This is a genomic window from Candidatus Defluviibacterium haderslevense (assembly GCA_016712225.1).
GTDB classification, from domain to species: Bacteria; Bacteroidota; Bacteroidia; order Chitinophagales; family Saprospiraceae; genus Vicinibacter; species Vicinibacter haderslevensis.
Genome location: JADJRL010000003.1, coordinates 1,041,828 through 1,061,386 on the forward strand (window position 1 = coordinate 1,041,828; position 19,559 = coordinate 1,061,386).

20 protein-coding genes, 1 tRNA gene and 1 riboswitch are annotated in these 19,559 nt (G+C 31.7%); of the genes, 10 read left to right on the forward strand and 11 right to left on the reverse strand.

All coding sequences use genetic code 11. From position 1 onward, the window contains the following. Positions 1 to 54: 54 nt before the first annotated feature. Both IPK88_04310 and IPK88_04315 read right to left on the reverse strand, forming a co-directional pair. Positions 55 to 831, reverse strand: a complete 777-nt coding sequence (locus IPK88_04310) for a response regulator transcription factor (GenBank protein MBK8242627.1) — start codon at positions 829 to 831, stop codon at positions 55 to 57. Next, a complete protein-coding gene (locus IPK88_04315) occupies positions 828 to 3,758 on the reverse strand; it encodes a histidine kinase (protein ID MBK8242628.1) in 2,931 nt (976 codons plus the stop codon). The genes IPK88_04310 and IPK88_04315 overlap by 4 nt, the downstream gene beginning before the upstream one ends. 228 nt (positions 3,759 to 3,986) lie before the next feature. On the opposite strand from IPK88_04315, the gene IPK88_04320 reads away from it, so the two are divergent. The 5 genes from IPK88_04320 to IPK88_04340 all read left to right on the forward strand — a co-directional run bounded on the left by IPK88_04320 (position 3,987) and on the right by IPK88_04340 (position 7,086). Then, entirely contained in the window at positions 3,987 to 4,238 is a 252-nt protein-coding gene (locus tag IPK88_04320) for a hypothetical protein (protein ID MBK8242629.1), read from the forward strand. Positions 4,239 to 4,321: 83 nt separating this feature from the next. Continuing rightward, positions 4,322 to 4,531: a hypothetical protein gene (locus IPK88_04325; GenBank protein MBK8242630.1), complete on the forward strand. Its 210-nt coding sequence runs from the start codon at positions 4,322 to 4,324 to the stop codon at positions 4,529 to 4,531. Between the two features lie 108 nt (positions 4,532 to 4,639). Next, a riboswitch (SAM riboswitch) is annotated at positions 4,640 to 4,737 on the forward strand. Positions 4,738 to 4,792: 55 nt separating this feature from the next. After that, the gene (locus IPK88_04330; GenBank protein ID MBK8242631.1) at positions 4,793 to 5,926 is read left to right on the forward strand and encodes a methionine adenosyltransferase; all 1,134 of its coding nucleotides are present in this window, start codon (positions 4,793 to 4,795) and stop codon (positions 5,924 to 5,926) included. A gap of 67 nt (positions 5,927 to 5,993) precedes the next feature. Continuing rightward, a complete protein-coding gene (locus IPK88_04335) occupies positions 5,994 to 6,410 on the forward strand; it encodes a hypothetical protein (protein ID MBK8242632.1) in 417 nt (138 codons plus the stop codon). After that, entirely contained in the window at positions 6,397 to 7,086 is a 690-nt protein-coding gene (locus IPK88_04340; protein MBK8242633.1) for a hypothetical protein, read from the forward strand. Before IPK88_04335 ends, IPK88_04340 begins: the two co-directional genes overlap by 14 nt. 430 nt (positions 7,087 to 7,516) lie before the next feature. On the opposite strand, the gene IPK88_04345 is transcribed toward IPK88_04340, so the two are convergent. The 4 genes from IPK88_04345 to IPK88_04360 all read right to left on the reverse strand — a co-directional run bounded on the left by IPK88_04345 (position 7,517) and on the right by IPK88_04360 (position 10,498). After that, positions 7,517 to 7,807, reverse strand: a complete 291-nt coding sequence (locus IPK88_04345; GenBank protein ID MBK8242634.1) for a helix-turn-helix domain-containing protein — start codon at positions 7,805 to 7,807, stop codon at positions 7,517 to 7,519. A gap of 78 nt (positions 7,808 to 7,885) precedes the next feature. Beyond that, the gene (locus IPK88_04350) at positions 7,886 to 8,872 is read right to left on the reverse strand and encodes a hypothetical protein (protein MBK8242635.1); all 987 of its coding nucleotides are present in this window, start codon (positions 8,870 to 8,872) and stop codon (positions 7,886 to 7,888) included. A 15-nt stretch (positions 8,873 to 8,887) separates the two neighbouring features. Then, complete coding sequence (locus IPK88_04355) at positions 8,888 to 10,243, reverse strand: integrase catalytic domain-containing protein (protein ID MBK8242636.1); 1,356 nt, start codon at positions 10,241 to 10,243, stop codon at positions 8,888 to 8,890. 184 nt (positions 10,244 to 10,427) lie between these two features. Then, positions 10,428 to 10,498: transfer RNA gene (locus tag IPK88_04360), tRNA-Cys, on the reverse strand. 102 nt (positions 10,499 to 10,600) lie between these two features. Between IPK88_04360 and IPK88_04365 the strand changes: the two genes are divergently transcribed. From IPK88_04365 to IPK88_04385, 5 genes are all read left to right on the forward strand, one after another. Further along, positions 10,601 to 11,182: a hypothetical protein gene (locus IPK88_04365; GenBank protein MBK8242637.1), complete on the forward strand. Its 582-nt coding sequence runs from the start codon at positions 10,601 to 10,603 to the stop codon at positions 11,180 to 11,182. Continuing rightward, complete coding sequence (locus tag IPK88_04370; GenBank protein MBK8242638.1) at positions 11,167 to 11,715, forward strand: hypothetical protein; 549 nt, start codon at positions 11,167 to 11,169, stop codon at positions 11,713 to 11,715. Before IPK88_04365 ends, IPK88_04370 begins: the two co-directional genes overlap by 16 nt. A 343-nt stretch (positions 11,716 to 12,058) precedes the next feature. Beyond that, the gene (gene lysA, locus IPK88_04375; GenBank protein ID MBK8242639.1) at positions 12,059 to 13,285 is read left to right on the forward strand and encodes a diaminopimelate decarboxylase; all 1,227 of its coding nucleotides are present in this window, start codon (positions 12,059 to 12,061) and stop codon (positions 13,283 to 13,285) included. 11 nt (positions 13,286 to 13,296) lie between these two features. Next, positions 13,297 to 13,752, forward strand: a complete 456-nt coding sequence (locus IPK88_04380; protein ID MBK8242640.1) for an SRPBCC domain-containing protein — start codon at positions 13,297 to 13,299, stop codon at positions 13,750 to 13,752. A 17-nt stretch (positions 13,753 to 13,769) separates the two neighbouring features. Beyond that, positions 13,770 to 14,636: a nucleoside phosphorylase gene (locus IPK88_04385; protein ID MBK8242641.1), complete on the forward strand. Its 867-nt coding sequence runs from the start codon at positions 13,770 to 13,772 to the stop codon at positions 14,634 to 14,636. Between the two features lie 10 nt (positions 14,637 to 14,646). Here IPK88_04385 and IPK88_04390 read toward each other — a convergent pair whose 3' ends face one another. From IPK88_04390 to IPK88_04410, 5 genes are all read right to left on the reverse strand, one after another. Beyond that, positions 14,647 to 15,345, reverse strand: a complete 699-nt coding sequence (locus IPK88_04390) for a hypothetical protein (GenBank protein ID MBK8242642.1) — start codon at positions 15,343 to 15,345, stop codon at positions 14,647 to 14,649. A gap of 41 nt (positions 15,346 to 15,386) precedes the next feature. Then, the gene (gene trmB, locus IPK88_04395; protein ID MBK8242643.1) at positions 15,387 to 16,082 is read right to left on the reverse strand and encodes a tRNA (guanosine(46)-N7)-methyltransferase TrmB; all 696 of its coding nucleotides are present in this window, start codon (positions 16,080 to 16,082) and stop codon (positions 15,387 to 15,389) included. Between the two features lie 3 nt (positions 16,083 to 16,085). After that, positions 16,086 to 16,853 (reverse strand): alpha/beta fold hydrolase, encoded by a 768-nt coding sequence (locus tag IPK88_04400; protein MBK8242644.1) that lies wholly within the window; start codon positions 16,851 to 16,853, stop codon positions 16,086 to 16,088. A gap of 289 nt (positions 16,854 to 17,142) precedes the next feature. Beyond that, on the reverse strand, positions 17,143 to 18,369 hold the full coding sequence (locus IPK88_04405; protein ID MBK8242645.1) for an RNA methyltransferase: 1,227 nt from the start codon (positions 18,367 to 18,369) through the stop codon (positions 17,143 to 17,145). Then, entirely contained in the window at positions 18,370 to 19,404 is a 1,035-nt protein-coding gene (locus IPK88_04410) for a galactose mutarotase (protein ID MBK8242646.1), read from the reverse strand. Between the last annotated feature and the right edge of the window lie 155 nt (positions 19,405 to 19,559).

Here is a 19,559-nt window from a genome sequence, read left to right on the forward strand (position 1 = left end):
AATAAGATAATTTTGAATACTTCTCGCGATTTTTTTAATATCTAATTTTATATTTTAAGATTTTTCTGATTTTATTTTAAAGCGATCTGCAAGTTCAGATGAACAGCGACGAGACACTTCTAGCGTTGTTGGTCCATCTAAATGCACTGTCGACGTTTTCTTATCAAATGTCAGTAAATGATTTAAGTTTATAACCGTCTGTTTTGAGATTTTGAAGAATTGCTTTAAATCTTCAACATAATCAGTGTAATATTTTAATGATTTAGATGAAGGTATGATTTCAGATGTTTTTAAGTGAAATCTAGTAATGGTATCATCTGAATTGAAATAAATAACCTCATCAAGTGCCACATAGTCAATTTTGCCATTTACCCTAAAAAGTGGTAATTTGTTATCTTTATTTGCCATATTATTAACCAAATGTTCCAAATTTGTAATTCTAGACAATAAATCGGTGCTATGAGATTTGACTATAGCTTTATCGATGGCTTTAAACAGTTGATCTTTGTCAATAGGTTTTTGTATATAATCGACAGCAGATGTTTTAAGTGCTTGATGAATATATTCAGGATTGAAGTATGCCGTAATAAATATTATTGAAGACGTCTTTACAATTTCAGGATCTAACGCATTTAACAAACTAAATACCAATTGATTTGACAATTGAATATCTAAAAACCAAAGTTCAGGACGATGTGATTGAATTGCTCTAGCTGCCTCATCTACATCGGCAGTTACAAAACAAACTTCAATGGGTAATGGATATTCTTTTAAAAAGGAAGTTAATAAACTTACAGCAGATGGATTGTCTTCAACAATTATTGCTTTCATTGTATTCGTTTTATGGTTATACTTATTTCAGTTCCAGTAGGACTTCTGTTTTCTATAGTAATATTGTTTTTGATATTTAATGAATTAAGAATACTCATTCTTTCATTTGCTAATTTAATTCCAATATTAGTCCCATTTGTTGATATCGAATTATTATCAAATCCTTTTCCGTTATCTTGGATTTTTATAAATAAGTAGTTTTCATTCATTGTAAAAATTAAATTGATTTCAGGTGCAGTTTCTTTGCCAGTGAACGCATGCTTAAAAGCATTTTCTATGAAAGGTTGAATTAAAAGGGGTGGTATATAAATATGTTCAACATTGATATTTTCTGGTAATTCTATTTTGAAAAGTACCGGTCTTACTTGTTGAAGATTTTGAAGAAATACTATATCATTTATTAATGATAATTCTTCTGATACATTAATTAGGTCTATTTGGAGGCTATTGTTTTTCTTTTCCAAGTATCCCAATTTTAATACATGTCTAAATATTCTAGAAAGTCGAACAATCAAATCGCTACCTTCATGTCTATCCTTGTGCAAGATATAGTCTTGAAGCGTGGTAAGTGTATTAAATAAGAAATGCGGATTTAGATAGCTTTGTATAGTACGCAATCTATTTTTAAGAAGATCTGAATTTAATTGAGATAGTTTTTGTTTAGTCTTTAAAGTTGTTATATAGTACCATATAATTATGCAAACTAAAAGTACAAAAAGCAATCCAATCGTAATATAACTAGACTGCCTTTGAACAAAAGGTAGGCTTGCTTTAATATTGGTTTTGAATTTAATACAACTATTTGCGTTCTGATTAATAGAACAAGCAATAATCTCAATGGCATTTATCCCATGTTTTAAATTTTGAATTAATATTTCAGTGCCTTGTTGCCATATAGGGCTTTCCTGATTATTTAATTTGAATTTAAATTGCCATTTCTCTGAGTCATGACTTATGATCGAGAAATTAATTAGTACGGATGACCCATTAACTTCAAATTGGTCCATTTTATTCGGATCAAGATTTATGGATTTATTGTCTATTGACAAAAGTTTAATGGAAGGTTTAATAGAACTTTGGATAATTTGGTTGATATCTAATCGCTGTATTCCATTTTCAGATGGCATCCAAACAAAGTGATTATCCGTAATGCATATTCCGTTCTCTGAAGGTTCGTATAGATTAAAGCCATTGTCCGAGTTGAATATTCTTACTATTTCTGGATGCTCTGTGGAAATATTTAAGCAATAAATATTCTTGTTGGAAACTGCGATTAATATATTAGAGGGACCAATACAAAGTTGGTTGATCCTCTCATGAATTATATTATCATAAACCAATTCAAAGGTATCCTGTTCTGGATGATATAGCAGCAGTCCGCAAGTACCGCCCACCCACAACCTTTTATTAGAATCCACTGCAAAACTTACTGCCCCTTGACATGGAAGATTTTTCACAGTGCTTGAATAGAACTTCAGGTGTTTTCTTGATGGATATATAGATGTTTTTTGAATTCCCGAATTAGTTGCTGACCATAGTATAGAATCAGGATAGACAATTAATTCATTTATCGGTTGTCTTTCAGCTTGACTTAAATCCATTGAATCCATTATTCCTTTATAATCTTGGGTAATCCAATAGATTTTGTCAGTTCCAATGATTGGAGTATTCCTGTATTTGTCAAAACTAAATGCTTCAACAGCTTTGTTGAGCAGTAATTGGCTTGATTGGCCATTTTCTTTATCAAGATAATATAATCCCATACCTGATCCAAATAAAATCTTAGAATCTAATATTTGATAGTTAGATAGAATTTGTGTCTCAAAATAGGGATAGTGAAAATTCTTTGGAAAACTTACATTATTCAATATCTTTCCCTTCTTATTTACCTCAAAAGCTCCTGATTTGTATGTTGTAATCAAAACACTCGAATCGCTAAATGGAATTATGGACCAAGGATATTTAATGGTTGTATTTTGATAGGTTTCTAAGCCGTTTAAATTAATCACCAAAAACCCATCATCAGTTCCGATAAATATATTTCTTCCTAGAGTACAAGAAAATCTGACATGATTCACTGGAAGCCAATCAGCAGGTATGTATATGCTATCTTTAAGTGTATACAGACTTGAAACATTATTATAATTATCGACATAAGTTAGAGGCGCGTTTTGATCAATTGCTACTAGGTACGGAGTATTAGGATTCCTATGTGCAACTTTTATAAAATGTTCATTTTTGATCGTATAAATTCTATCAAAGTTTTCTTTTCCATGCACATAAAAATTAATTGAAGAAGGACTAGTATTCTTGATAGATTTAGTATAGGATATTTTTTCGGCAGCTGAAAAAGTAAGTGAGTCATTATAAATAATGCCTTTATCACTAGAAAAGGAAATCAGTGCATTTTGAGATGTTAGGATATATACGTGGTCCCATGACGAATTTCCCCAAGCATATTCAATTTTTAAGTTATCCAATACAGGATATATACATTCTATAGGTTCCAGTTTATTGTTCATCACTACAAATAGACTGTTTCCTGATTTAACCCATATGAATCCATCTTTGTCCTCCAACAGCAAATTCATGTTAGTGATATTGGCATTTAGCTTAGATGTTAGATTTTCTGTTCTAATTCCATCGAAATGGAATATACAGCTTGAGGTTTGACCATATATTCCATTTCTACCCTTAATGATTTTAATCATATAGCTTTCAGCAATACTGCCTAATTGGTAGGTATGAATATTTTTTCCATCATAACCATTTAATCCGCCCTGAGTTAAAATCCACACATAGTTATCATCATCAATCAATATATCTCTAATCTGCATGTCATGAAGACCTTGCGCTACTGTTAGCTGTTTATAAGGATATGAAAAATATCCAGATTGTGAATTGCTTGGAGCTAAACGCCAGAGCATTATTAATAGAATCAATATGAATTTAAGGTATTTCATTTCTTTTGTCTCCCAAAAATACAAATCCTTTTACAGATAAGTAAATATGTTTCAACCTAAAAGATTTGTATTTTATCAGATTAAGTTTCAAAATCGACCGTTAAATGCAAAAATGTGCCGTATATGAATTAAAATATAAATTTTGAAAAATTGTATAATTAAATTTGTCCAATAAATAAATAATTTTAACATATGGGAAAAATATTTAGTTACTTATTAAGAATGCTTTCATTCCTATTTATTAGTAGTGTTTTGAAAAGAAAAATTAATGAAATGGATGATAAGGAAGTCAAGTCCACATTACAGCAAATGAAAGCTAATAGTGATAAACTAGCAGCATCAATTAAAAAGTATTGTGACGATTATCCAGATGATGAAATCTGTAAGCCCGGGTTCTTGGAGCAACCTAGTAAATATCAGGGTTACAAAGCAAACTGGGATTAATGATAAATGGCTGCTGACGATCCAAAAAAGACGATTCAAGAACTTAAAGATGTATTAAAATCAAGAGTATTAAATTAATATAAATGGGGGCAAAAGTATTTATTGTTGATTATGAAAGTCAGGCAAACTATAAAGTATTCTTTTGCAATTATCAAAGTGAAGAAAGAAATCAACAGATAATTCAAGGTGGTGTCTTAGTAAAGTATTCTAGTCAATCTGATGTTAAGGTATACATTGTTAAATATTCCAATCAAGCTGATATTCTCATTATGCGGAAAAATTTTCCTAGGTAGAATTTCTAATCAAATTGTTCTAAATGTTAATTAAAATACAAATATATTATTAAATAAAACTTCATCTAAATAATTATTGTTATGAAATAAGTTAGATAGAATAAGTTCTATAAGCATCAAGAACCTTTAAATAGGTACCAACCGCGTTTGGAATACTACGGTGGTAAAGCGATGCGGGCTGTAATAGGTCAAAAGGATTCCAATCCACCTGTTTGTCTCGTTTCATGTTTTGATGCTAAAAAGTTAAAAATTTTTAGTGTTATGAATAATTTTCTTTTTACTAGTGAATCAGTTTCCGAAGGCCATCCAGATAAAGTGGCCGACCAAATTTCAGATGCCATTCTTGATGCCTATCTCGAATTAGATCCGAATGCCAAAGTCGCTTGCGAATGTCTTATTACTACTGGACAATTGGTGATAGCAGGAGAAATATGTAGTACAGCCCATGTAGATGTTGTAGCAGTCGCTAGAGATGTTATTAGACAAATTGGTTATGATGATCCCGTTGTAGGATTTGATTATGCCACTGCAGCTTACATCAATTTGCTACATGAACAGTCTTCTGAGATAAATAACAGTGTATTAGATGGTGGTGCTGGAGATCAAGGACTCATGTTTGGATATGCATGCAAAGAGACCAAAGAACTAATGCCTTTGCCAATTACTTTATCTCATCAATTGATGAGGCGATTAACAGAGATGCGTAAAAGTGGCAATTATAGCTGGATTCGTCCAGATGCCAAATGTCAGGTTACTGTGGCATATAAAAATGATATACCAATTGGAATTGAAACCATTGTGTTGTCTACTCAACATATAGAGGAAATCAGTCAAGATGAAATTACACGCATCCTAAAAAGCGAGCTAATTCTTCCTCTCATTCATCAGTATTTCAATGATTCAAATCTTAAAATATTAATCAATCCTTCTGGAAGTTTTACAATAGGTGGTCCACATGGAGATACTGGACTAACTGGTAGAAAGATTATCGTAGATACGTATGGTGGTAGTTGCCCTCATGGAGGCGGTGCATTCAGTGGTAAAGATCCAAGCAAAGTGGACCGCAGTGCTGCTTATGCTGCCCGATATGTAGCCAAGCATATTGTGTCATCTGGACTTGCTGAACGATGTACAGTTCAAATATCATATGCTATTGGACTAGCAGAACCTACTTCGATATATTTGAATACACATGGTACTGGTAGTAAAGCTGATGAATTCATTGCACAACAAATCTCCAAAGTTTTTGATTTACGTCCAGATGGAATTATAAGTGCATTGGATTTAAAGAGACCAATTTATAAAGAAACGGCAGCCTATGGACACTTTGGAAGAAATCAATTTCCTTGGGAAAAATTGGATAAGACTATTATTAAAATTCTTGAAAATATCTAACCCAACAATAAGTTTCCTATGAATAAAGACGATCTAATTTTAATATCAATGTTTTTAAATAGCTAAAATGAGTATTTTAAAGAATGGAACCCATTTTGAATTTGTATGGGATATGATTGTCCTGCAACATAAATTGGATCATGTTAATGAACAAAGTGATTATTTTAAAATGGCTATAAAATCTCATAAAGATAATTTAGATGATATGAAATTTCGATATAATCAATTTGTTGATCTCATAAATAATAATACAGAAAGTTACTTTTTATTAAAAATCCAAGAACTGGAAGATGAACTTCAATATATAAAAACGAAATATAAACCATCTTTTAATATGGCTTTATGGTCTCACTGGACTCAGAAAAAAATTAATTACTACGATGAAATACTTCAACTTAAAACTCAATTCGTTGATAAATTGCAAATATCTGATAATCTTAAATATATATTTCCAAAATTAAATAATGATAATGAAACTGAATGAATTAATTCATGAAGTATTTGCCGCCGGTCAGTATGATCCAAATATATTTAAAGCCATATTTATAGTCGGTGGATCAGAAGCAAGTAAATCATATATGATTGACAAACTGGCATTAACTTCATATGGGCTAAAATTAGTGGAAACTGATGCAGCTTTTATTGATGTGTTAAAAAAGATAACAGACACATTGAATTTAGCACATATCAACGATGCAGTTGGCATTATAGGTCCAGTCAGTAAAAAGGTAAAGGATATCACCTGTAGATCTTTGGATAGATATATTGAAGGCAGAATGGGTTTAATAATATCTGGGACTGCCTCTGATATATCAACAATCAAGAAACATTATACACAATTAAAGGAAGTTGGTTATGATCAGTATGTGATATTTGTCAACACTAATTTGGAAACTACTTTGAAATGGAACACTGCTAATGCAGCACAAAGTATTCCAGAAGATATTGCCGTCATCAAATGGCATCGACATAGCAGCCAAATGGGAATGTTGTTTAGCGTGTTTGGTAATAAGTATGGCATTATAGATAATTCCGAAGGTGTTGATATCACTAAAAATATACAAAATGCACAGATCACCGTTACTAGGTGGATAAATGCACCGTTAACTTATGTTGCAAAATTATGGATTCAGGAAATGGTGAGTGGTAAAAAATTGTAAAGGATATTAAGTAAACAACTATATAGGTTTTTCTTCATTATAGTAATTAATATAATTTATAGGAACGGATGAAATTAAGGAAGGTAAAACTTGGAGTATGCATTTGAATTCAACATCTGAAGATATAGTTACGGATGACAAATTACTCAAAATTGAAGAAACCCAAAGGATCTAGAAATGGAAACTTTTACATTGAGACAGTTGGTGGACCCTTTAATTTTGGTAGATTCAATAAGTTAAAAATTGAGCACAATAAAAATCTATTTTAATAATTTATAACTAGAAATAAATTTTGCCCTCAGAACTATTCGTAATTATGATAACGAGTATTTGCATTTTTTCATAATATTCTATTCCTAATTTTATACTGCTTTGAATTTTGTAAAATGCACTGTTTAAAATTTTAATATATTAATAATAGACCCTTGATTCATTTTTGTTGCAATCTTTTAGAGACAATCCTTATCATTGAACTATCAATCTGATCATTTTTAAACATGATACGTCTATTAATCTTATATTTTTTTAATATTCCTTGATTGGACCATGCATGCAGAGTTGTGTTGCTAATTTGCAAAATCGAGCAGACCTCTTTTGCACTTAACCATTCTTTAGTGGTACCGTCGTTCCTTTTGGAATCAACTATAATAGTTTCAAGCCTCTTAACTACTTCATTAATCAGATACTGGAGTTGATCATTCGTTATTAGAGTAATTTCCATAATTTAATATTTGAATCAAATTTATGGCGAATGTGAGTAGGGAAAACATGAGGATTCCCTAAGATTGAAAATTAATTGTTATGGCAATTTGATTTTGTCTATTTCCAATTTAAAATTATCTAAGAATTCTTGTAATTTTTTATCAGCAGATTTAGTCCTAAGTTTAGGGTCTTGTTTGGACGATAATCTTGGTTGTATTGAACCATGAGGTTCATTTATTAGTTTTTCAAGTAGAAATTCCAATCCCATAGAAACATTATTTTTTGTCCAAACTTGCTTTAAAAATTCAATTATGCCGAATTGATGTAGTAAATTCAATTTAAATGTTTGTTGAATTTTTTCTAAACTTTTTCCTGATAATTTTTCATTAGATCTATTCCAATAGTTTACAGGTATTTTTGACAATTCAAAGAAGTATGCAATTAACATTTCTAAATATGGTATCTTATCTTTACTGTTTTCAAACAAATTAATCTCTGCAATTTCTAATTTTAATGCATTTATGTGCTTTGTATGAATTTCAAGGTATTTGGATTCTTCTAAAGGATCATAGCTATTTATTGAAAAGTCATTTCGTAAATCTTGTTCAAGTGAATAGATATATTCTTCAATTATAAGTACTCTATTTCTTTTCTCTTTAAAGTCGGTCCACAGTTTTTTATCATTTGAAGTTAACCAAGGTTTTTGTATTAATTTTTCTTCAAATTTACTGACCAACTCATAGCGATTTTGATTAATTTCTAGTTCACTAGAAATTATCAATTGAAGTACAGAATTATATCCGTAATTTTTTAAACCATTTGGCCTGTATAGCTTATCTAAATAAATTTCTAAGTAAGATGGAAAAACTTTTAAATTCTCATTTTCAATTATATCTTCAATAGTTTCTGTAAAATCTTTTATCTTTCTTTTATTAAATTCATTACAGTCGGAATAATAAAGCTGAAATGATTGCATTTTTAAATTAAGGAGTTCGCTTGTAATGATTTTGTTCGCAAAATTTGTAGAATATACATCTTCTAGTGGAAGTTTAGTCAATTGTTTATATATATCCTGTATTTTCATTTGAATAATTATTGATTATGAATTAAAATAATGATGATTCTCAAGTAATTTCGCATTTTCTTCTTCATCTATCATTATGTATTTCATAAAACTGGATTCAGTTTTATGTCCTGTAAATTTCATAATTGCAAGTGCAGGGATATTATCTTTAAACATTAATGTAGCTCCTGTCCTTCGTGCTGTATGGGATGAAATAAGTTCATACTTAGGATATTCATTAACCTCTGTTATTCCTCCTTTTGTTTTTTTAATTTGAACTAAATTTGTGAATCCTGCTTTTTCTCCTATCTCTTTAATTTTAATGTTAAAGGTTTGTTCTGCTATCTTTGGAAATCCATTTGGATATTTATTCAGAATTGTTTTTAAATTTGGTTTTATAGGGATAATTATTTTTTCTTTGCCTTTTTGTTGAATAAGGATTATTTTGTTGTCATGAATGTTTGTTTCGGTTAATTTACTATAATCACTCCATCTTTGAGCTGTATAACACCCCACCAAAAAGAGATCACGGATTAAGTTCAAGTTGGAATCTATTGGTAGGTCCAAATTATAAAGGCTTTCAAGCTCTTGTTCAGTCAATGCGATATTCATAACTCTTTCAGAAAGTGTTTCAAATCTTCTATCCCTGAATATATTGTTTGTGTGAATATTTTCGTCCATTGACGCTTGGGAAATAACTTTTAATTGCTTAATTAGTCTGCCAATAAAATTTTTACTAAGTTTATTGGTATTGCCAAAAAGCAGAAAATCGTTATAAAACGTAATGGAGAGATCTGTCCATTTTAATTTTTGATTTTTTGAATATTCAAAACTTTTTAACTGTACAAGAAGTCCAGAATAATTTTTAATTGTACCCAAAGTGTATCTATTACCTTTACTTTTTCCAGTTGCAATTGTCCTAGAGCCATTCCTAATTTCATAAATAAATGCAATTAAATAGTCACAAATGAAATTTTTATCAATTTTTTCACCATTAATTTCTTTTTTAAGTTTTTTAGGACTTTCTTTTATTGTGTTCTCAGATTGCTTAATATTAGCATTTAGTCGGTTTTTAAGATCTCGTTCATTTATAGCCTGACTATTGAATTTACAATTACTTAAATATCCATCAACTTCGTTGGTAATATTGTTCAATCTGATTTCAATATTGGTAAGCAATGAATCCAAATTAGGGATCTGGGTTTTATATTCCCTGATTATACCTTTGTCTTTAATTGGTTTCTGATTGATTTTGTCCCACAATTCTGGGTATATTTTGACACCTGTTCCGTATATAAACCTCCCACCATTAAAATGGCTTCTGTATCGGATTGAAGTTTCTTTAGAAGGATCACCATTAGATTTTAATTCAAAGAAATGATTTTGTTTCATGAATAGAATTTATACTCAAATATAATATAAATATCCATTCAGGTGTAGTTTTAGGTGTACAAATTAGTTTATTATCCTTTATAAAGGGTGATAAAGTAAAATGCCTATATTTTCATAAAGCATTGATAATGAGACTAAAATAAAAAATCCCTTTACCATAATTGATAAAGGGAAATACTTTTTGAGGTCGAGAGCGGATTCGAACCGCTGTAGCAGCTTTTGCAGAGCTGAGCCTAGCCACTCGGCCACCCGACCCTGAATTGGAGTGCAAATATAGAAATATGTAGGTATTCATCACTAAATCCTTAAAAGTTTTTGTCGGTTTCATAGCTTTGAGTTGCATTTTGCACTTATAATATGACTGAAAAACAATGTATTGAGGCTGTTGGACATCATGAAATAGTCGTTAAATCACCCGGTAGGATTAATTTAATTGGGGAACATACGGACTATAACCAGGGCCTTTGCCTGCCTGCAGCAATAGACAGGGCCGTTTTTATTGGCCTTTCAAAGTCTGAAACGACTCAGATTAATGCTCTGGATGTTCACAACTCGTGGACTGAGTCCAGTTCAGTTAAGCTGGATTGGCTGGTTTATTTTAAGGGTGTCATAGACTTGTTGAAACAAAGAGGGATTCAAATACCTCCATTTAGCCTCGATTTTACCTCAACTTTACCTTCGGGAGCAGGTTTGTCTTCTTCATCTGCCATTTGTTGTGGTTTTTTATTTGGGTTAAACGAACTGTTCAATTGGAACTTTTCAACTGCAGAAATGACTCAAATGTCTGTTAGGGCTGAACAAGCTTCAGGACTAATGGGCGGAATGATGGACCAGATTTCAATTTTCAATGGCAAAAAGATCATGCCCTACTCATTCATTGTGACACTTGGGAATTCGAATACATTAATGCACAACTTAATGATATGGTGTGGCTTATAGTCGACACTAAAGTGAAACACAAATTAGTCGATACCGATTATAATTCCAGAAGTTCAGCCTGTGCTACAATAACTTCAAAACTTCAGAAATATATACCTAATCTTAAGGCTATCAGTGGGCTTAATATTGGTCAATTAAATACCTCTTTGCCACACTTAACTCCCACCGAACTGGATTATTTGTCTTATGTTCTAGAAGAAAATGAGCGTGTTAAATCATTCGCGCTAGGCTTAAAAGACCATAATATCCACGATTTATCCAGCTTACTTTTTTCAGGCCACGAGGGGTTACGATATAAATATAGCGTCAGTTGTCCAGAACTGGATTTTTTGATAGATTTTGCAAAATCCAATCCCATAAATCATGGTGCCAGAATGATGGGAGGAGGATTTGGGGGTAGTACATTACATTTGCTCCAATCCAGTGATGTTCAAAAATATTCAAATGAAATTGGAAAAGCTTATTATGATCAATTTGGTTTCTTACCCGATATTTTTGAAGCTGTAATTGATGATGGAATTCATTTAGTATAATTAACCGAACATAATTATTGTCCCCTCGTTTACCAAATTATATTTTGTCAAATCACTTTAGTAGGATTGCGATATAACTCAAAACAAAAATGCCTAGCTCGAAGGCGAAAAAATTATTTACTTTTACATGAAATTAGAAGCTAGCAATTGAATAGGAATTGACCTTATAACCAACATCAAACTTGTTGCGATTTATAAATTTTGAAAGGCAATTCTTAAATTTTAGAATTCTAATGTTTACAACTCAATTGACAGCAAATACAATTATTGTTGGCATGGAGTCCGTAACCTAAAACCTAGCATGACAATATATTTATTTTATAGATTAAAATTTTAAGGATTAATGAAATTAGAAAATGGTGTTTTTAGGGTTCAGGGAATAGATGTTTTAGAATTAGTCAAAACATATCAAACACCCCTTTATGTATACGATAGTGAAATTATTAAACGACAATTGGATCGCTTGAAGCATGCTTTTAATGTACCTGAACTTGGCATACACTTCGCTTGCAAAGCATTGAATAATATTAATATTTTGAGATTATTGAAATCCTGGGGCGCAGGTTTAGATACTGTATCTATCCAAGAGATTTGGACCGGAATTCATGCAGGTTTTGATCCCAGTGAAATTATTTATACACCCAATTGTGTAGGTCCTGACGAGATCGAAATGGCCATCAGTCTTGGGGTCCAAATCAACATTGATCATATAGAAACCCTTGAATACATTGGTCAGCATTATCCGGATACTAAAATTTGTATTCGGATTAATCCCCATGTTATGGCCGGTGGAAATGATAAAATTAGTGTGGGGCACATTGACTCTAAGTTTGGAATTTCTATTTATCAAATGCCTTTAGTAGAACGACTGGTCAAGGCTTTAAAATTAAATATTAATGGGCTTCATATGCATACCGGATCAGATATTTTAGACCCTGGTGTGTTTGGATTGGCGTCAGATATTTTGTTTGATGTTGCCCGAAAATTTTCAGATCTGGAGTTTATTGATTTTGGTAGTGGTTTAAAAGTACCTTATAAAGAAGATGATGTATGCACAGATGTTGAAGAAATCGGTGAAATGTTATCTCTGAAATTTAATCAATTTTGTAGTGAATACGGCCGTAAATTGAAATTATTTTTTGAGCCCGGCAAATATTTGGTTTCTGAATCCGGCTTTTTTTTAGTCAAAACGAATGTCATCAAACAAACTCCATCCACGGTTTTTGCGGGTGTTGATTCAGGTTTGAATCATTTGATAAGACCGATGTTTTATGGATCTTATCACCATATCCTTAATATATCCAATCCGGCTGGAAAACCACGAGTTTATAATGTGGTCGGTTATATCTGTGAAACAGATACCTTCGCCAGTAATCGGGTTATTCCGGAAATTCATCCGGGCGATATATTATGTTTTGAAAATGCCGGAGCCTACTGCTTTACGATGAGTTCCAATTATAATTCCAGATTTAAACCCGCAGAAGTTTTGGTACATAATGGAGCACATCATCTCGTTCGCAATCGGGATACCATTGATGATTTATTGCGCAACCAAATACAAGTTATATAATCATAAAAACTATGAATCCATTAGTTGTAACAAATCAAATATTTATTCATGCACCAATTGAATCCGTATGGGATACTTTGGTGAATCCTCAAAAAACTAAAATATATATGTTTGGTTGTGAGACTATTTCTGATTGGAACATTGGTAGCGCTTTACTTTGGGAGGGCGAACATGAAGGAAATAAAATGGTCTTTGTCAAAGGATATATTTTAGACCTGCAATATCCCAATAAATTAATTTATTCTGTGATTGACCCTTTTGCAAAAATGGAAGATATTCCACAAAACTATTTAAGGGTTACTTATGATCTTAGATCTATAGATGAACATACTGAATTAACAGTATCTCAGGATGGTTTTGAACATGCAGCTGATGGACAAAAAAGGTATAAAGATGTATACAATGATGGCAAAGGTTGGGAACCGATTCTTATCGAAATAAAAAAATTGGTAGAGCACTCAAAATAATTCGTGCTCACAAAATAATGAATAACTCCCTAAAAGCATCAGAACTCATACTCAATCCAGATGGATCCATTTACCATTTGAATTTGTTGCCAGAAGATATAGCTCCTACTATATTTTTAGTGGGCGATCAAAATAGAGTACCAGAAGTTTCAAAACACTTTGACTTCATAGAATTAAAAAAATCCAATAGAGAATTCATAGCACATACCGGCTACATAGGCAATAAAAGACTTACTGTATTAAGTACAGGTATAGGTTCAGATAATATAGATATTGTATTGAACGAATTAGATGCTTTGGTTAACATAGATTTTGGACTTCGGGAAATTAAAGCAGAAAAACAATCATTACAATTAATCCGAATTGGAACATCAGGTAGTTTACAGAATGACATTGAAATCAATTCTATTTTGGTATCTGAATATGGTCTTGGATTAGATCATTTACTTCACTTTTATGCATTAGAGCGCGATATTGTAATTGCAAAAAAAATTAAAGAACATTTGGATTTACCATTTATAGATCCTTATTTCGTTAAAGCTTCAGATCCATTATTAAATTTATTTTCAAATCATTTTAGAACCGGAATAACTGCATCCTGTCCCGGTTTTTATGCTCCTCAAGGAAGAATGTTACGTGGACAAACAGTCTCAACCCAATTGATTAGTAAATTAAATACCTTATTCATTCATCAACAAATTATTACGAATTTTGAAATGGAGACAGCTTCCATTTATGGCATGGCAAAAGTATTAGGCCATCAAGCCATTTCAGTGAATTGCATTTTAGCCAATCGCATTTCAAATCAGTTTAGTACCAATCCGCAAGCTGTAATTCATAAAGCTATTCAGGAAGTAATTGATGTATATTTGAATCAAAAATAAATATTGGGAATTATTGTTCCTGCTTGACTTTAGATTTGAATTGACTGATTAGAAAGATCAAAAACATACTACACCAAATCGATTGAATTTTACTCAACTGAGTAATCAGTGGAATAGGATGCATAATTCCATCATTGAATGAAACGATGCCTAGACTATAACCAATGCATTCCGCATAATTTTCCATCCCAAGTGGAAAAGTAAGTCCCATAGCACCAGGGATGATCAGTGACATGAGATCATAAAATCCACCCCAAGAAATGATAATGGTTAAATAAGTTGCTACAGATGCCCATAATTTAGCTTGCATTGTTTTTTTATCACTTAATAAATCCTGGATAAAAAATATCAGCACAGACATTTCAAGAATAAATAAGGTAATATGCACTAATATCAATCCGGTTCGTTTTAAAAATTCTAAATCATAAAATGGATTCTCCAATATTAAAGTAGTAATAAAAATGAATAATATGGCATAGAGCACCAACTTTTTAATCAATCGATGTTCTGTGGAAATTCGAATCATATTGTAGAGTACCAGTCCATACAGTCCACTAGCCAATAAAACAAAAATTTTAGGACCTATATCCTGAAGGGAATATCCGATTAAATTAAAAATTTCCTTTCCTATGATCAATGCAACAATAAAAAATAATTGACCGTAAACTAAACTCTTGCATGATTCATATTCATTTTTAAAACTCAACATAACCCTGAATTAAAAGTAATGAGCAAAATTGGATCTTATAATTATTCCACGTATTTAAAACAAATATATTTAATTTTTAAACCTTTAGCAAGATGTTTTTTTTCGTAATGGGTTTTGATGGCTAATTCCGGACAATATAAAGGCTTGTCGTATATATCATCATCCGTATAAATAATTTTATATTTTGGATGTGCATCTATTGACTGTAGACTAAATTGATATAATGTTGGGTCATCCGTTTTAAGATGTAATAAGGCTTCTGATTTTAATACTTGGGAATAAATGTCTAAAAAATAATTCGATGTTAATCTTTTTATAGCTTTACCATGATTCAAAAATGGGTCCGGAAAAGTTATCCAGATTTGATCAACTTCTCGCTGATCAAAAAAAGCAGTAAGCAATTCAATTCGGGTTCTTACAAAAGCGACTTGATTAAGTTTCAGATTTAACGATTGAGATGCGCCCTTCCACATTCGAGCTCCCTTAATATCAATACCTATATAGTTCCGATTTGGAATCAACTGCGCCATGCCTACACAATATTCTCCACCTCCACAGGCAAGCTCTAATATAAGTTCTTGATTGTTCTTAAAATACGAAGCATTCCAGGAACCTTTATAATCCACGAATTGGTTATAATGAACCATTAATTTTGGCTCCTTGTAACTCAAATTCTCAAATACATTTGGAAAAGTAAGATTTTCGGCAAACTTTTCTAATTTAGATCGCTGACTCATTTATTATAACACCTTTGCTAATTGGTCTAAAAATTTTGTGTAATCAGTTGTTTCGAAAATATCTACATTTTGTTCCTGATCAATGGGTATCATGTTATTTGGATCAGTTAACAACTGTTGCAATTGAATAGCTTCCTCTGGTGTACATTCTCTGGATCGGTTACTTTGCAGGATATAAGTAGGGCTTATACTATTGGGAAGATATTCATAAACATTAAAATCATACTTCAATTCATAAGGCAACAGTAATGCCGGATAATGACTTCGAATCCAGTTTCTCAAACCATAAATTGGATTTTCTAAAATAACAAATCGAGCTGGATTTAAGGTAGCTAAATAACTTGCAACAGCAGTTCCAAGTCCTGCGCCATAAATAATAATACTATCTTCATGCATCCTGGTTTTTAACCATGAATAGGTCAATTGACCATCTTCATACCAATTTATTTCAGAAGGATTTCCATAAGATTTACCATATCCTCTATAATCTGGAATAACTACATTCAAACCTCTTTCTGTAAAAGCCGGTACATAAGCAGCCCAAGCGTCAGCACTTTGTCTGGCACCATGCAAAAAAAGTACAGTGGCTTTAGCTGGAATAGAAGATTTGAAGTACAATACATTTATTTGTTCTTCATTCGGATGTTTCAATTTGAATTCTTTAAAAGAACCAGATAGATTATATTTAGTGGATGATGTATGTCTTACTGGGGTAAAGGCAATAAAATTAATAAAGATATATATAAAAAAAATTCCTACGATATAAAGCATTAATATCGAGGTTAATAATATTGCAGTTCTTTTAATAGTTAGTTGCATTTCCTGAATGGAGGCAAGTTAAGCATAAATGAGCCTTTTATCAAACATAAAGGCTAAGAATCTCATATGAAATTGGTCTGTACGCGCAATTACATACTTATTCAAGGTTTAGTTTTCTTGCTTTACTTTGAATGATTTACCCCTATAAAAATGGTTCAAAAAGATTTAACTCGAATTGAAATGATTTTTAAATAGAAATAAAATAAAATGCAAGACAATAGATCAATTTTTATTAAAATATTTATGGATTTGAATCGTCTATTATGAACTCATTGTTCTCAGTTATTTTTTTCAAACGCGCCATATAAAAACCATCAAATCCTGATTGACTTGGAAGAATAATTTGTTCAGCATCCAATTTAAATTGTTGATTTGTTTCCAAAAATAATTGGACCTGCTGTTGATTTTCAGAAGGAAATATACTGCATGTGGCATAAACTAATTTTCCATCCTGTTTAATCATTTTCGAATATTGTGAGAGTATTTCTCTCTGCATTAGTTTAACCCGATCCATAAATTCTTTATTCAATTTCCACTTAGCATCCGGATTGCGTCTCAATACACCCATGCCGCTACATGGGACATCCAGTAATAATCTGTCAGCTGAATTGTAAAGTCTCTTTATGGTTTTATTATTCTCAATGAGTCGTGTTTCAATAATATTGACTCCATTGCGTTTAGATCTTTTCTTTAATTCATCCAGTTTCCATAATTCAGTATCCAGACAGATTAAACTTCCTTTATTGTTCATCATAGATGCTAAATGTAAAGCTTTGCCTCCACCGCCTGCACAAGCATCAATAACGCGCATGCCAGGTTGTACCTCCAAAAATGGTGCAACTTGTTGTGAAGATGCATCCTGAATTTCAAAGTGACCAGATTTAAATAAGGGCGATGAAAAAACATTTTTTCTTTTTGTTAATATCAAAGCATCAGGATGATCATCAGAAATATTACAAAAAATGCCTTCCAGCTCAAGTAATTTTTTTAGTTTTTCTCTTGTGGTTTTCAGCGTATTGACTCTAAGTACAACCTGTGCTTGTGTGTTCAGCGCTTTAATTTCTTCATCCCACAGTTCGGGTATTTCTCGCTCCCCCATTGAATCCATCCAATCCGGAATAGATTCGCGGATTACTCTAATTTTTATTCCCTCTGCATATCGACTTAACATAGTCTCTCGTTCTTGCTGACTTAAGTCCATCCAGGGCGGCAGATCAATTCCTTTAATTAAAAAATAACATGCCGTCATTTTCCAAAAATCATCATCGGTTTGACTACAGTATTTATACAGTCTAAAATATCGAATGATATCATATACCGTTTCTGCTATAAACGCACGATCACGTGCACCAAATATGGGGTTGGCCTTAAATAATTTTTCAATAGCTTTATCGGCATATTGTTGTTCTGCTAAAATTTGCTTTAGCAAGATAAACACAGATTTGATTAATACTTTATGTAGTTGCATTTATAGAGTTCCAAATTCATAAATAGTATAATGTGAATACGTTTCATTTACTTTTAACACTGTAGTCGGGAAATGATTGTGATTGGGACTATCCGGAAAATGTTGTGGTTCCAAACAAACAAATGATCTTGTTCTGTAAATTTTGTTTCCCTTTCCTATTTCAGTTTTATCTCCCCAATTACAAGTATATAATTGCAATCCGGGTTGTGAGGTATAAATGGATAATGTTCTGCCTGAATTATACTCGGATAATATGGCTACTGGCTTATTAAGATCACGATCTTTAAGTAAGACATAGTTGTGATCGTACCCCTTACAAATTTGCATTTGGTTCATTGTTGATTGAATGTCCTCACCAATGCACTTCGGTAAATTAAAATCCAAATCTGTATTTTCAATATTCAAAAAATGACCGGTTGGAATACAATCGGTATCAATCTCGGTAATTTGATGGGCATGAATTTGCAATCTATGATCTAGTATATTTTCTGTTCCTCCAAGATTAAAATACGAATGTGGTGCAAGATTAATGATGGTGTCTAAATCTGAAGTGGCTTCATACTTAAGCACTAATTGGTTGTCATCGTTCAATTTAAAATACAAACTTATATTTAAATTTCCTGGATAACCCATCTCTCCCGAATCACATTTAAGTGTTGCTTTTAATGATGAATTATCTTCTACTTGGATCTCCCATATTTTAGTATGAATCCCATGAGTACCTCCATGTAGATGATGTGGTGGATGATTAATGTCTAATTGAAAATCAGTATGATCTAAAGTAAATCTACCATAAGCAATTCTATTGGCATATCTCCCACAAATAGCGCCGTAATATTGATTTCTATTGAGGTATTCTTGGATGCTATCGAACCCCCCTACAATATCATCCATATTGCCATTTTTATTGGGACATTTGATCTTTAATATTCTAGCCCCATAATTAGAGATAATAACGGAAACTTGATGCTTATTTACTAATTCGTAATATTTTAATTCACGATTTTGAAAAAGTGCAGAATAATTAAACGACATATTAGCTTATTTCCTTTATCATATGATCGGCAAAGGTAGTCATGAAACCACAGATAAGCGTATAGAGTTCCATTAATAATACATTTTAAAAGTTTTAAATAAAGGATAATCCTACCCTTGAAAGATATAAAATGGTTGTAAGGAATCTCTACAAA